The organism is Leptospira meyeri (assembly GCF_004368965.1).
GTDB classification, from domain to species: Bacteria; Spirochaetota; Leptospiria; order Leptospirales; family Leptospiraceae; genus Leptospira_A; species Leptospira_A meyeri.
Genome location: NZ_SORO01000001.1, coordinates 1975989 through 1990281, shown reverse-complemented (window position 1 = coordinate 1990281; position 14293 = coordinate 1975989). Strand labels below are relative to the sequence as shown.

Here is a 14293-nt window from a genome sequence, read left to right as displayed (position 1 = left end):
TCTGTATTCTAAATCTGCTTTCCAAAAAGGCAATAGAAAATAAAAATTAAAATATGCTTTTAACGGATCTTCTCCGTTTCAATCCTCTGAATCTCTTTTTACCACCCAAAGTGGTCCCAAAGAGTAATTACAAAGTTACCTTGCTATTAGGTAGCTTACGGAAGGTCATAGCAACTGAAATCATTGCCGAAGATCCCGATTTAGAGAGTTTGGATGTCTCTTCCACCAAGGGCGAAGTTATATTGACCGGAGTTTACCGAATGGGATGGCTTTGGATTGCCCGTTTTTTAAACGTGGAATCCATTCACTATCGAGTTCGATTAAAACCAGTATCGGTCAAAGACAACAAAGCTCGATTGAAAATCGTTGGTTACCGAGTTTGGGATACAAAACCGAGACGTTTTGACTTTGTTAGGTGGTTTGGTAAAGTAGATCCTTTTCACAAAAAAAAGGTTTTTGACTCCATTTTGAATGCTGCCCCTCATATTTTATCAATCACAGGACTTCAATGGGAAATTCTCTTTGATCTAAATTATTTTTTAAATTTGGTTCCTTCCATCGCGGGTAAAATTGATATCCAATACATTATTGGTGACAACAACGAATTGTATATATTTGTGAGATCTTCCACCATTCTAAAACCTCTCGTTGATTTTTTTGGGCCTGAGTATTTAAAAATCGATTATATTGAAGAGGACAGAGATATTCAAATGTTACTTTGGGAAAATGAATAAATGAAGATCATTTATCTAACGGATATCCATGATGGACTTCATGGTTTAAAACGAATTCTGCAATCCACTGAGGCAGATTTGTATTTGTTTTCCGGAGATATTATTTACAAAGCTTTTTTTTCCTTTGATCGTATCATCGATTTTTGTGGAGTCCAAGAAGAATTATATTATTTGTTAACGGAAAGAAAGGACGATTCCACTCCTTTTGATTTCACAACTCATGCCATTCGTTTTCCAGAAAAGTATTCTACTGCTATCGTAGAAAAATCACAAAAGTATCGAGATTTGTATAAACTCGCTGCCAAAACGATGAAAGAAAAATATGAGATCATCGAAAAACTAATCATTAAATATGCAAAGTCGCCTGTTTACTGTTTGCCTGGAAATTATGATTTAGATTTACAATACACCGAATTATATCAACGTGAAGTTCATCGAAAAAGTTTTGAATTTGAGAATTTAAAAGTTTCTGGTTACGGTGGGGCTCCCATTTGGACCTCTGGGATTCCTGAGAAACTAACTGTTGTTTTTCATGAGTACACCAAAAACGGGAAAAATTACAGCGAACCGGAAGATTTTTTTCGAGAAGAACTCCCAGACATTTGTTGGATTCATAACCCAGCCTATGGATATTTCGATAATATCCCTGGAGTTGGAAAATGCGGAAGCCAAGGGATTCGTCGTTATTTAGATGATGAATCTCCTTCTCTTGTTGTGTCCGGGCATGTGCATGAAGACCAGGGGATCAAAAAAACTAGAAATACCGTTTTCATCAACCCATCTAACTTTGGTGCTGTGGACTCTTTACATGGATTTCAGGAAGGTGGATATTATGCCGAAATCATTATGGAAGGGAAAAAAGTAGTCCAATCCAATCTTTGTCAATTGCGAGGAGAGGATTGGCATACTCTCATTGAAGTGGATTGTTCAGAAAAAGAATTAAAGTTGATTTCACAAAATCCTATTTCCACAGTGAGTTCAGAAGATTACATTCGAGGTAATTAAATGGTTACCTTCCTTACGATTTGTGGTGTTCTATTTACAGTAGCCTTCTTTTTGTATGCTCTCTCTGCCGTTGACAACCAAAGTTTAGACAAAAAAGAAAAGGAACGTCTGGCAAAGGAAGGTAACTTACGAGTCGGGGATCCAAGAAAGGTGTATGGAAAAGAAAAAGATCCCAATCTCCCTAGGCTTCGTCTATGCCCTGTTTGTGGGACTGTCTTAAACAAAAACGAATTTTTATATGCTGCCATTTCTGCCTATACAAACAGTGAAGGGAAAAAGCAGGCTCAAATTTATGGATGTAAATACTGTTATTTGATTTTGGATTCAGAGAAAAATACAACGGATTCTTCTGAAACAAGTGACAATGGATTTGGACCTCCAAAACCAACGGATGAACTATGAAACAAGGACTTGATTTATCTCAAAGTTTGTCTTCGCTGAAAGGGATTGGACCAAAAAGAAAATCAGTCCTTTTAGACCATGGAATCTCAACCTTTTTTGAATTACTGACTTATTTTCCTCGTCGGTATTTGGATCGAAATTTTACAAAAGATATTATTTTGAAACAAGGGGATGTGGTCACTCTCCTAGGAACCATCGCTGATAGTTATATTGTTCACGGAAAAAAAAGTAGATTACTTGTTGGATTCAGGACTCTAAATAATGAACGCATTAATTTGGTATTCTTTCGTGGTGTGAATTTTTTTCATAAAATCTTCACCGCGGACAGGAAGGTTGTGGTTTCTGGAAAACTAGAATACTTCAAAGGTTACCAAATTGTTCATCCTGAATATGAATTTTTGTCGGATCAGGATGATCCAGAAGATTCGATCCATGCAGGCCGTATCATTCCCCTTTATCCATCCACGGAGGCATTAAAAGAGGAAGGCCTTGATTCTAAAGGACTGCGAAAATTAATGTTTCAAGTTTTGGAAGGTGGAAATATTGCTGAAAATCTTCCTCTGAAACTAATCAAAAAACGAGAGTTACTTGGTCGCGATAAAGCCTTCCATGAGATCCATTTTCCGGAAACGATGGAAGCCGTACAAATTGCACGAAAGCGGTTTGCTTATGAAGAGTTCTTTTATTTTCAAAGACTCCTTCTTTACAAACAAAGAGAAAGGCAAAAAGTAAAACGGATGCTTTGGCCACTTCCCAAATCGCCTTCTAGGGAAAATTTAGAAAAAAATCTTCCCTTCGAGTTGACGGAAGACCAAAAAATAGCCGTAACTACTATTTTATCACAAACGAATTCGGATTCTCCCGCAGCATTTTTGCTCCAAGGGGATGTGGGTTCTGGAAAAACAATTACCGCTTTACTCATTGGTTTACATTATATTGATAACCACATCCAAGTGGTTTTTTTAGCACCTACGGAAATTTTGGCGCGCCAACATTACCAAACCATTTATAAATTTATGGGAAATATGCCCTTTCTTGGCATAGAACTACTGCTTGGTGGAGAAAACAAAAAAACTCGTTCGGAAAAACTGGTGAGGATCAAAACAGGAGAATCCAATATCATCATTGGAACACATTCCTTACTACAAGAGGATGTCATTTTTTCTGATCTTGGCCTTGTTGTGATTGATGAACAACATAAGTTTGGTGTGGACCAAAGAGAAACCATTCGTTCCAAAGGAAAAAATCCTGATATTTTGGCAATGACGGCCACGCCGATCCCTCGAACCCTTTGTCTGACCTTATACGGTGATTTAACTTTAGTAAATATCAAAACAAAACCCAAAGGCCGTAAACCCATTGACACTCGTTGGTACAAAGAAGACCGAAGGAACGGAGTTTATAATTCGATTCGTAAGTATGTGAGTTCAGGAAGACAATGTTATATTGTATATCCATTAGTGGAAGAATCAGAAAAGGTAGATTTAGAATCCTGTACAGTTGCTTATGAGAACTTACGCACCAATATTTTTCCTGATTTAAAAATTGGATTGCTACATGGGAAAATGAAAAGTGCAGAAAAAGAATTGGTGATGGAAAAATTCAAATCAGGAGAAATCCAAATCCTTGTCACCACCACTGTGGTGGAAGTGGGCGTCGATGTTCCCAATGCCACCATTTTAGTAGTGGAACATGCGGACCGATTTGGAATTTCGCAATTACACCAGTTACGTGGTCGTGTAGGAAGAAGTGATATCGAAAGTTTTTGTATTTTAATGACAGGTGATTTTATCAGTGAGGAAGGAAGAGATCGTTTAGAAGCACTTGTCACTTCCAATGACGGATACTTTTTGGCTGAAAAGGATTTGGCGATCCGTGGCCCGGGAGAACTCCTCGGGGTCAAACAAAGCGGACTGCCTGAATTTAAAATTGCCGATTTGGTAACGGATCGGAGTTTACTTGATGAAGCCAAAGAAGATGCATCTTCTTTTCCATTGGATGATCCTTCTGAACTTACTGAATTGAGTACAAGATTCAATGAAGGCAAATTTTTATTTGCGAATTAATCCTAAAATTTTTAATGAACTTAACTATGTTTCGAACTAAGTATATTTCCCTTTTGTTGGTTTCTTTCTTTCTGGTCTGCGGAGAAAAACCTGTCAAACCTTCTAAAACAGATTTGTATTTAGGAATCGAAAAAACTGCATATCTGACTGGAAAATTTAATTCACCTGGCCCGCTAGCGCCGGTTATCTTGGAAGAAAATGAAAAAGAACATTTTCTTCGTCCCGATGTAAAAAAAGCCCTGCATCAAATGATCAATGATTTCGAAGATTCTAAACCAGTTTCTTACAAACAACATATCCTTTTGGTTTCTTCGTTTCGCAATTTTAGCCACCAAAAAGGAATTTGGGAATCAAAGTTCACTGGAAAAAAAGCAATGCGTCTTCCGATCACTGGAAAATCGCAAGAAGAGATCATTGGTTTGATTTTAGAATTTTCTAGCGCTCCAGGTACTTCACGTCATCACTGGGGAACGGATTTTGATATTAATGCATTAGATAATGCTTATTTTGAAGAAAAGGGAAAAGGAAAAATCCTTTACGATTGGTTAAAACAAAATGCATCAAAATATGGATTTTGTCAACCTTACAGTAGTTTGTTGACAAGAAACAATAAAGGATACCAAGAAGAAAAATGGCATTGGTCCTATGCTCCTATTTCCAATCAATTAACAAAAGAATGGATCAAAGGATATTCTTTGGGAGAGATTCAATTGACTGGAAGTTTTTTAGGGGCGGAAGTTCTTGGAGACCGGGCTTTGGATTATGTTCGTTCCATAAACCCGGATTGTGAAAAAATTCAGAGCCCTTCTTTATAAGTTTTTATACAAATTCCACATACTAGAAAGCAGCGTTTCCGCATCGCTGTGCTCTGGTTTCCAATTGAGAAGTTCTCTTGCTTTTGCAGAAGATGCTAAAAGTTTTGCAGGATCTCCTGCACGTCTAGGGCCTGTTTTGTGAGAAATTGTTTTCCCAACTACCTTTTCAGAAAGGTCAGCCATTTCTTTAACTGAATAGCCGGCTTCCGAACCTAAATTTACCGTTAAACTTTCATTTTTCGACATGATATAGTTTAGTGCCAAAACATGGGCTTTGGCTAAATCGGAAACGTGGATGTAGTCACGAACACAAGTTCCATCGTCAGTTTCGTAATCGGTTCCAAAAATTTCGTAACCGTTTCGAATTCCAGAAGCTGCTTCCATGATGATGGGTAACAAATTAGCAGGAGTTTTTTCAATTCCTTTGATTCTACCTTTTGGATCGTAACCAGCTGCATTGAAATATCGTAGTCTAGCTGATTTTAAACCTTTTAGTTTATCAAACCACTCTAAGTTCTCTTCGATACATAACTTTGTATATCCATAGTAGTTTTCTGGATTCAGCGGATGTTTTTCATCGATAGGAAGGTATTTTGGTGCACCATAAACTGCTGCCGAAGAGGAAAAAACAAAATACTGGCATCCATATTTTACCATTGCATCTAACAAGGTGAAAGTTCCATTTAAGTTGTTCATTGTGTACTTAAGCGGATCTGTCATGGATTCACCGGCAGCTTTCCAAGCTGCAAAGTGAAACACTGCATCTATTTTTTTCGCAAATGCCTGTTTTAAAATTTCGGGGTTTTGAATTTCCCCTTTGATGAACTCATTTCCAGGAAACAAATTAGCCTCGTTTCCTTTTTCCATATCGTCCACCACAAGGATCTCATGGCCAAGTTCCATTAGCTCTAAAACAATATGGCTACCAATGTAACCGGCTCCCCCGGTAACGAGCACTCTCATTCTTCGTCAGATCCACCAGAAACGAAACGGTGATCGACTACTCCACGTTTGCTGGACTCAAAGAATTCGATGATTTTTTGAACTTCAGGTGCTGGGTTTGTATCTTTTTTGAGTTCAGTAAGAGCTTGTTTGGTATTAAGGCCACTGTGATAAATTACTTTGTAAACACGTTTGATTGCCAAACGAACATCTGCAGAAATTCCGGCCCGTTTCATACCTACAACATTTAAACTTACTACGGCACCAGGGTGTCCGTCTACTGTTGCATATGGAGGGACATCTTTCACTACCTTTGTAAGACCAGCTAACATCGCATAATCAGATACGCGGACAAATTGGTGTACTCCAACAGAACCGGAGATAAAAACTTTATGACCAATGACAACATGGCCTGCAAGCATAGTGTTTTGAACCATAATGTTATGGTCCCCAACGATCACATCATGCGCAAGGTGGACATTTCCCATCAGATAGTTATGATTTCCAATGGTCGTAGCTTTTCCTTCTACAGTTCCTCGGTGCAAAATGACATTTTCACGGAAATGGTTGTGGTCTCCAATTTCCAAATAGGTCTTTGTTTCTGGTTTGAAGGCTAAATCTTGAGGCAATCCGCCGTAACTTCCCCCCGAAGATAGTTTATTGAACTTACCAATCCTTGTTCCTGACAGGATTTTGACATGGGATTCAATGACGGTTCCTTCTCCGATTTTGACATCTTTCTCAATGATACAAAACGGTCCTACTTCTACGGACTCATGGAGCTCCGCCTTCGGATCGATGATGGCAGTGGGGTGAATTTTCATAGTGTTTTACAAAAAAAACCGATTCGGAAGGCATGCAAATGATTTTTTAAAATGTAATTTACACGCTTTTGTGCGTCTGTTTTCTTTTGGTAGGGTGGTGTAACTTGCTGATCGATTGGTTGCGTATAGAATCTTTAGTGGATATGAATGATCCTGAGGACCGGGCCTGGTTAAAAGAGATGATCACCTCTCTTTTGGAAAACATGGCAACTCGGATAGAAAATCTAAGCCGTCTTTTGGTCTCCAAAGAACCTAAGGACCTTCAGGCAGAGTTACACCAAATCAAAGGTGTTGCTGCTAATTTTGGTTTGGCAGCACTTTCTGAGGTTGTGGTCAAAGCAGAAGCTTTTGCAAAAACCGGTGAAATTGACGCCTCAGTAGAAGAGGGAAAAAAAATTGCTGCGATTTGGGAATCAACCAGACAAGAACTAGAAAAAAAGTTTTCAACCTAAACTAACTTAACTTGCGGTTGCCATTTCAACAGCCGCCTTGCCTCCGTTATAGATTCCTTCCAAAGTATTTCTAATCACAGACTCGTTCATTCGGAGTAACAAATCATCAGATTCGGTAAATATATGAATGAGTTCTTTTGCGTGACTGGCTTCTCTACACTCCACAGTTCCTTCCCCAAGTTCTAAGGAGCGAACCACTGAGGCCGCTTCATGATCTCCCACTCTGCGAATGAAAAGTTTAGGAACTGGATAAAAGGCAAGTTCTGATGGTTTTGTGACAAGGACATCTGAAACACGAATGAGTCTGTCGGTTGCAGAAAAAGCTTCTGTATGAGATGGAAAATGAAATAGTACAACTGGTGGATTGTTTTCCTGATCCTCGGAACGTAATGGATGACGTCCGATAAACTGAATCAAATCCTCCCACGAATTGATCGATAGATAAGAAATTTTTTGAACAATTAGAAATTCTTCAAACGCTTTTAAAACTTTTGTATGATCTCCTGTATTGATCCAAAATACTGCTTTTTTGTTCTGTAGGTGTTTTTTAGAGAGTCGTATTAAATCTAATACATATCCTTTTTGGGCACCAGCTCCACCAATGGGGATGAGAAACCTTCGGCATTTTTTTGCATCAATCCTACGAACTCGATTTTCGCTATCAGTCACGGCATTTGTTACAATATCTTCAGATACCCAATGTCCGGCTACAGCTATGTTCTCTTTCGGAACACCCATCTGGATAAACTTAGAATAGGCAGATGGAGATTGGACTAGGTTGAGTGCTCTCGGCACCAATAAATAGTATTGTGGGAAGTTATCACAAACGAGATGGATCGTTTTTTGAAATCCAGATGCAGCTGCAATTTGACCATTTAACGGGTATGTGGTGATAATGGGAGATTCTGTTGAAATTCCGTTCATGAGTCCCTTATAGAGTTCTGCTAGTTGGCAAGAAAGTTCTAGGGAAGTAAGATTTCCTTGGGACATAAGCCCACCCCAAAGCCATTCTACTGGTCCACCAATCTCAGCGCTTAGCCTTGAAAAATAACTATAACCGGAATCAATGTCGGCGATCGCCGTGGCTTCTGGGGATTGGATGGCTAGAAGGTCATGTAAGTATGTGGGAATTTGTTTTTTTAAAGAATGGGAATAAACAGCAAGAGCCATCCGATGGTGGCCATATCCCATACGAATGCTTCCCACAACCAATCGTTTTTGGAGAGGTTGGTTTCCTTTGTCTGAGATAAGGTCTAAACCGGGATAAAGTTGTGAAGGGGAAGAGAACAACGGAACGGTCGAGTTGCCGATTGAATAACGTTTTTGGAGGATTCCTCGAATCAGACCTGCGGTTTGTTTGGATAAAAAGCCGGTTTCCAGGCCGAACATGGGTTCTCGATTCATTCCAGGAAGTTTACCCATCTCCGGTTCCCTTTCAAGTGAAATTTCAATTCTTAGCTGACAGGTGACTAAATTTGACCATTCCTGGTATCTATGGAACAAGTTTATATTTTGGGCGGACTCAGATCCGCATTCGGTAGTTTTGGCGGAACTCTCAAAGATATGAGTGCTGTAGACCTTGGAGTGGAAGTCTCCAAAGCTGCACTACAAAAAACCGGTGTCGATCCTTCTCTCATTGAAGAAAGTATTTTTGGGAATGTTATTCCCACAGGAAAAGACGGAATCTATTTAGCGCGACACATTGGTTTGAAATCAGGTGTACCGATTGCGAGCCCAGCTCTCACGCTCAATAGACTTTGTGGTTCTGGAATGGAAGCAGTCATCCAAGCGGCCAAAAAAATTATGTTAGGTGAGGCGCATACAGTTTTAGCTGGCGGTGTTGAGTCTATGAGTAACGCACCTTATGTGGTTCGTAATGCAAGATTTGGTGTTCGTTATGGAAATTCTGAATTTGAAGATTCATTGGCAACGGGTTTAACCGATATTTATGTTGAACTTCCGATGGGTATGACAGCAGAAAATTTATCTGACCAATATAAAATCTCCAGAGAAGAACAAGATGTTTGGGCTGCGACTTCACAAGAACGAGCAGAAGAAGCAACAAACAAAGGTATCTTAAAAGAGGAAATTCATCCAATCACTATCAATGGAAAAAATCCAATTGTGTTTGATAAAGATGAATTCATTAAAGGAAAAGCCGGTGCTACAAAATTAGCAACATTGAAACCAGCTTTCAAAAAAGATGGAACAGTCACTGCTGGAAACGCATCCGGTATCAATGATGGAGCATCAGCACTGATTGTGGCTTCTGCTTCCCAAGCAAAAAAATTGGGGAAAGAACCACTGGCCATTGTGAAGTCTTGGGGACATGCTGGTTGTGATCCTGCTAAGATGGGAATTGGTCCAGCTGTTGCCATCCCTGCTGCTTTACAAAAAGCAGGAATTAGTTTGAAGGATGTTGGTCTTGTCGAAGTAAACGAAGCGTTTGCTGCTCAGTACTTGGCAGTCCAAAAAGAACTTGGACTTGATCCAAAAATTACCAATGTGAATGGTGGTGCCGTTGCGATTGGACATCCACTCGGAGCTTCCGGGAACCGTGTCACATTGACATTGGCATTAGAGATGCAAAGACGAGGAGTAAAATACGGAGTTGCCTCACTTTGTATTGGTGGTGGCCAAGGGATTGCAATCGTATTAGAAAATCCGAAAGCATAACCTTATAATTTAGAAAACTTCCGAGTTGTCCGCCTGGCCTTTCCCCTGTTGTGCCTTTCCGTTGGATGGTTCGAAGACTTCTCGGAAGTAAAAAACCATTATCTGCTTAGGACTAAGTCGATTTTCGTCGATGTTAGTAGTAATGCATGGATTTGAACATCTCTTTGAAATGGTAATTCATAAAGTCTCAAATCCTCATTGTAGCGGATCATTAAATGCAATCGGAAGTTAGGCGAAATCTTGAAAAAATCCGCACTGTGTTTCGCAGTAATTACTTACTTGCGGAGCTGGACGAGGTAGAACGGGAAAATCTACTCCCTTTTATCGAAGTACGTTTTGTTCGATTAGGGCAAAACTTAATCAAAGCCAACCAAATGCCTGATTACATCCATTTTGTCTTAACTGGCAGATTTGGAATGAAACAAAACAAAGAAGATCTAAGTTTAGGAAGATATGCTTTTGTTGAAGTTGGAGAATCGATAGGAGAAAGAATCACACTCACGAAGACTCCATCAAAACATGATTATTATGCTTTAGAACCTTCGATTGTTCTACTCCTACCCACATCTCGTTTTTTAAAGTTAGTTGAGTCACATCCTGAAATTGCTGAGAAAGCAAAACACAGGGAAGAAGAACAAGAAAAATTTCATTACGTACGTAAACTTAGTTTTTTTGAGGAATTATCACCCGAAGAGATCAAACTCATTCTTAAGTCCATCCAGTTAGTTAAAGTCCAACAAGGGGATTTTATTTTCGCAGAAGGCGAAGAAGGGGATGCGGCATACATTGTTCGATCAGGAAAAATTCAGATCAGGACAGAAAATCCCACGAAAATTATCTCGATTATGCGTTCAGGAGATATCTTAGGTGAAATTGCTATTTTCAAACAACAGAAACGATTAGCGAGTGCTGTTGCTTCCGAAGATTCTGATTTATATAAAATTCCTGGATCTGTTTTTCGTAAAGTCATTGGAGTTGAAAAAGGAAACAAGTTAGAAGAAATTGTTCAATCGCGTTTATTACGTTATTCGACATACAAAGCAAAAGAAAGAGAAGAAAATACAATACGGCCGTTTGTTTCTAAACGTTTTGAAATTAGAAAAGCTACTAAAAAAATTTACATAGAACAGGTTACAACGGATCAATTGACTTTAGCTGGTTTGGTTTGTTCTGAGTTGGCATTAAGAACTTTTGATAAACCTCTGCCGGCCAATTGGAAAATCAGAATTAAAAACGAATTAAGCAGAAATATTGTGCCCGGTATTTTTGAATTAGCAATCGAATTAGAAAAACTAGGGTTCTTAACAAAACAGCAACACTTATTCACTGAACAACTTTCTGAATTAGAAAATCCTGTTTTTATTACTGATGATGAAAGTGTTCCTTGTCTTTTGTATTTATATGATAAAGTTTTAGATGCAGTTCTTATCTCTCATCCAATCAAAGGAGTGTATGAACTTTCTATTTCTCAATTTTTAAATATGTGGGATGGGGTGGTTCTTCAGTTTTCGCCTGCACCTGCAACTATGTCAGCCGATGTGAGTTTGATTAGTTTTTTCAAAGAACTTCGATTGTTGTTTAGTCCTCAAAAAAGCGAAATTCGTTGGATCTTGGTAGCGACTGTTTTTTCAGCTTTATTGACCTTATCATTACCATATTTGATCCGTCAGGTAGTGGATCAGGTATTGGTTTTTTCAGACAGGAACTTTTTGTTTACCATTGTAATTGGTGTTGCACTTGCAATTTTTTTCCAAACATTATTTTCTCTGTTTCGCAATTTGATAGCGATTGGCCTGATGCAAAGTTTGGAATATAATTATTTTGTTAGATTTTTTCAACATATATTGAATCTAACCTTGCCGGAATTTAGAAAATTTGAAACTGGAGACTTTACACAAAGGCTAAAAGAAAATCAAAGAATACTCGAGATTACCCAAAGATCAGGATTATTTCTTATATTGGATTTGGTAACATTACCAATTTATCTTTTTATTTTATTTCGTTTGGATATTAGTCTTACTTTGGTTGGTCTTTTCTTTTTAATTATTTATTCCTTATTTGTAGTTCGTTCGAGTGCAAAAATTAAAAAATTACAACAACATAGTTTCGAATCCAAAAAGAAAACAACTTCCTTTTTTCTTTCCTTATTTTCTGGGATGCCATTGATTAAGGCAGCTGCTATGGAAAGTCGTTATCTTTCTAAGGGGCTCAATGAAATTGCAAGGACCATTTTAACAAATTTACGAGTTGGTAAACGAGTCCATATTTTAGAATTGATGAGTAAGTTCTTTGAACAAATCGGTTTAATTTCCGTGATTGCCTTTGGTGTGAGTGATGTGTTAGATGAAACACTTTCTCTGGGAAGTTTTTTAGCTTTTTTAGTTTTGTATTCTCTTCTTATGGAGCCTATTGTTCGGCTTTGTCATGTGTATGAGGATTTAAGCGAACTTAGAGAGTCAAGAATGCGCCTTACAGAAATTTATTCGTTACCTGGAGAAATCATCAGTCAACGTCCGTTTGGTGAACTGCCAAGATTGACAGGAAAAATTACTTTAGATCATATTAGTTTTCGTTATTCGGAAACAAGTCCAAATATACTTTCTGATATTAATTTGGAAATTGAAGCGGGCGAAAAAGTTGCAATCGTAGGAAGGAGCGGTTGTGGGAAATCAACATTAATGCGAATTATGATGGGCACACTTTCTCCCACGAAAGGAAAGGTTTTTGTTGATTCTTTTGATCTCTCTACCCTAGATCCAGAAGAAGTAAGAATTCAATTTGGTGCAGTCGAACAAAATCCAATATTATTCTCTGGTACGATTGCAGAAAATTTATCCAAGAAGAACCCATCTTTAAATAAAGAATCATTACTCGCTGGTGCAAAGTTAGCTTCCGTAGATCAATTTGTAGATAGATTTCCAATGTTATACGAAACAAAAATTGGAGAATCTGGAATTGGACTTTCCGGTGGGCAAAGGCAGCGATTGGCAATTGCAAGGGCACTTGTAACAAATCCAAGTATTTTATTTTTGGATGAACCTACTTCTGCTTTAGATTCTGAAACAGAATCACATATCCAATCACAATGGGAAACCGTATTCCAGGATAGAACAGTCATTCAAATCTCACATAGACTCCATAGTACCGTAAGTGCTGATAAAATTATAGTGTTAGATGAAGGTCATATTGTTGAGATGGGAACTCATGCAGAGTTGATTACTACAAAAGGATATTATTATCATTTATTCCCAACATTAAGCGAAGGGGAGAATGATGTTTAAAAAATTCAAAAACATAAAAGAAACAGATTCCAATTGGGAATCAAGACATTCTGCATCCTATTATGATGAGTTATTAAAACACCCTGCACCAAATTGGGAACGCAAAGGAATTTACCTTATCACCATTTTTTTTATATGTTTCGTTCTTTTTTTAGTTTTTGGAAAAGTCGATGTTGTTGTGCAAGCAACTGGGTCGATTCGACCAAAGGGAAACTACCATGTAGTTGAGGCATTAGAAACGGGAACGCTTACAAATCTATACGTAAAATCAGGGGATTTTCTTAAAAAAGGAGATCCCATTATGGAGTTAGAATTCTCTGAACAACAAATTGAATTATCGAAAGATGCCAATAACTTAGATTATGAGGAGAAGAAGTTACAAAGGTTGGTGCGTAATAAACGCGAAGCCGAGAAAATTTTAAAAAACTTGGCCTATAATTTGGAAAACAACTCTGGATCTGCCTTATCAGGTGGAGTATTAAATAAATTTGTCAGCTTAAAAAAAGCTCACATGGATTTTCAAAATGGTGTTGGAGCTAAATTTATTTATGATCAAAGTTTATTGGAGTTTAATGAAGAATTCGGAAATTTAAAAGATGAAATCCAAAGAGAAGAAAATATCATTTCCAGTCTTAGAGGGGATACAAAGTTAAAAAGAGAAAGAGTAGCTAACGCAATCATTCGGATGCCTTTTTCTGGAATCATTGGCGAACTCTCAGTAAATAACGTCGGACAGAATATAATAAGAGGACAAACTGTAGCTTCTTTGATGGAAGAAGGTCAGCCATTAGAAGCAATTGTTGAAGTTAGTAGTAAAGATATTGGAGCAGTTCGTATTGGGTTATCATCAATTATTAAAGTTAAAGCATTTCATCAAAATGATTTTGGTGTAGTGGAAGGTACTGTTTCTCAAATTATTCCTAATACAAAAGAAAAGGATTCATTTTCTGTAGTGTTAATTCTTGGAACGCAAGACTTGAATCAAGATGGTAAAGAATTTCAATTATTCCCTGGATTGAAAGTAGTGGCAGACATTGTCATTGATAGGAAAAGTATTTATCAAATTTTATTTCGTTATGCGGATCCTAGGAATTAA

The 14293-nt window shown here is 38.0% G+C and carries 12 protein-coding genes; 9 read left to right on the top strand and 3 right to left on the bottom strand.

Annotated features, from left to right (window positions below):
• The first annotated feature begins 53 nt into the window (after positions 1-53).
• Genes CLV96_RS09285 through CLV96_RS09265 form a run of 5 tightly spaced genes read left to right on the top strand, consistent with a single transcriptional unit; the run spans position 54 to position 5022 of the window.
• Positions 54-734: a hypothetical protein gene (locus tag CLV96_RS09285; protein WP_004787506.1), complete on the top strand. Its 681-nt coding sequence runs from the start codon at positions 54-56 to the stop codon at positions 732-734.
• On the top strand, positions 735-1739 hold the full coding sequence (locus tag CLV96_RS09280) for a metallophosphoesterase family protein (RefSeq protein WP_004786931.1): 1005 nt from the start codon (positions 735-737) through the stop codon (positions 1737-1739).
• On the top strand, positions 1740-2141 hold the full coding sequence (locus CLV96_RS09275; protein ID WP_004786023.1) for a hypothetical protein: 402 nt from the start codon (positions 1740-1742) through the stop codon (positions 2139-2141). It begins immediately after the preceding gene.
• Positions 2138-4207 carry an ATP-dependent DNA helicase RecG gene (gene recG / locus CLV96_RS09270; protein WP_004787060.1) on the top strand — a complete coding sequence of 690 codons (2070 nt, stop codon included), beginning with the start codon at positions 2138-2140 and terminating at the stop codon, positions 4205-4207. Before CLV96_RS09275 ends, recG begins: the two co-directional genes overlap by 4 nt.
• Before the next feature lie 26 nt (positions 4208-4233).
• On the top strand, positions 4234-5022 hold the full coding sequence (locus CLV96_RS09265; protein ID WP_081581550.1) for a M15 family metallopeptidase: 789 nt from the start codon (positions 4234-4236) through the stop codon (positions 5020-5022).
• Here the strand turns inward: CLV96_RS09265 and galE are convergent.
• Complete coding sequence (galE, locus tag CLV96_RS09260) at positions 5017-5985, bottom strand: UDP-glucose 4-epimerase GalE (protein ID WP_020776625.1); 969 nt, start codon at positions 5983-5985, stop codon at positions 5017-5019. The genes CLV96_RS09265 and galE overlap by 6 nt on opposite strands.
• Complete coding sequence (gene lpxA / locus CLV96_RS09255) at positions 5982-6788, bottom strand: acyl-ACP--UDP-N-acetylglucosamine O-acyltransferase (protein ID WP_004784607.1); 807 nt, start codon at positions 6786-6788, stop codon at positions 5982-5984. The genes galE and lpxA overlap by 4 nt, the downstream gene beginning before the upstream one ends.
• A 143-nt stretch (positions 6789-6931) precedes the next feature.
• Between lpxA and CLV96_RS09250 the strand changes: the two genes are divergently transcribed.
• A complete protein-coding gene (locus CLV96_RS09250; RefSeq protein WP_020776123.1) occupies positions 6932-7240 on the top strand; it encodes an Hpt domain-containing protein in 309 nt (102 codons plus the stop codon).
• 6 nt (positions 7241-7246) lie between these two features.
• On the opposite strand, the gene CLV96_RS09245 is transcribed toward CLV96_RS09250, so the two are convergent.
• Positions 7247-8662, bottom strand: coding sequence for a DUF6938 domain-containing protein (locus tag CLV96_RS09245; RefSeq protein ID WP_004786718.1), 1416 nt, complete (start codon positions 8660-8662; stop codon positions 7247-7249).
• Positions 8663-8734: 72 nt separating this feature from the next.
• On the opposite strand from CLV96_RS09245, the gene CLV96_RS09240 reads away from it, so the two are divergent.
• The 3 genes from CLV96_RS09240 (at position 8735) to CLV96_RS09230 (ending at position 14293) form a co-directional block, all read left to right on the top strand.
• Positions 8735-9916: an acetyl-CoA C-acetyltransferase gene (locus tag CLV96_RS09240; protein WP_004787551.1), complete on the top strand. Its 1182-nt coding sequence runs from the start codon at positions 8735-8737 to the stop codon at positions 9914-9916.
• Between the two features lie 215 nt (positions 9917-10131).
• Positions 10132-13197 carry a peptidase domain-containing ABC transporter gene (locus tag CLV96_RS09235; RefSeq protein ID WP_004785196.1) on the top strand — a complete coding sequence of 1022 codons (3066 nt, stop codon included), beginning with the start codon at positions 10132-10134 and terminating at the stop codon, positions 13195-13197.
• Between the two features lie 178 nt (positions 13198-13375).
• Positions 13376-14293, top strand: coding sequence for a beta-barrel domain-containing protein (locus CLV96_RS09230; RefSeq protein ID WP_231292474.1), 918 nt, complete (start codon positions 13376-13378; stop codon positions 14291-14293).

Bases quoted from the DNA above. Each gene is read 5' to 3' on its own strand.
- CLV96_RS09275 (WP_004786023.1), top strand. From the start codon at position 1,740: ATGGTTACCTTCCTTACGATTTGTGGTGTTCTATTTACAGTAGCCTTC.
- CLV96_RS09250 (WP_020776123.1), top strand. From the start codon at position 6,932: ATGAATGATCCTGAGGACCGGGCCTGGTTAAAAGAGATGATCACCTCT.
- CLV96_RS09280 (WP_004786931.1), top strand. From the start codon at position 735: ATGAAGATCATTTATCTAACGGATATCCATGATGGACTTCATGGTTTA.
- CLV96_RS09285 (WP_004787506.1), top strand. From the start codon at position 54: ATGCTTTTAACGGATCTTCTCCGTTTCAATCCTCTGAATCTCTTTTTA.
- CLV96_RS09245 (WP_004786718.1), bottom strand. From the start codon at position 8,662: ATGGGTAAACTTCCTGGAATGAATCGAGAACCCATGTTCGGCCTGGAA.
- lpxA (WP_004784607.1), bottom strand. From the start codon at position 6,788: ATGAAAATTCACCCCACTGCCATCATCGATCCGAAGGCGGAGCTCCAT.
- CLV96_RS09265 (WP_081581550.1), top strand. From the start codon at position 4,234: ATGTTTCGAACTAAGTATATTTCCCTTTTGTTGGTTTCTTTCTTTCTG.
- galE (WP_020776625.1), bottom strand. From the start codon at position 5,985: ATGAGAGTGCTCGTTACCGGGGGAGCCGGTTACATTGGTAGCCATATT.
- CLV96_RS09235 (WP_004785196.1), top strand. From the start codon at position 10,132: ATGCAATCGGAAGTTAGGCGAAATCTTGAAAAAATCCGCACTGTGTTT.
- recG (WP_004787060.1), top strand. From the start codon at position 2,138: ATGAAACAAGGACTTGATTTATCTCAAAGTTTGTCTTCGCTGAAAGGG.
- CLV96_RS09240 (WP_004787551.1), top strand. From the start codon at position 8,735: ATGGAACAAGTTTATATTTTGGGCGGACTCAGATCCGCATTCGGTAGT.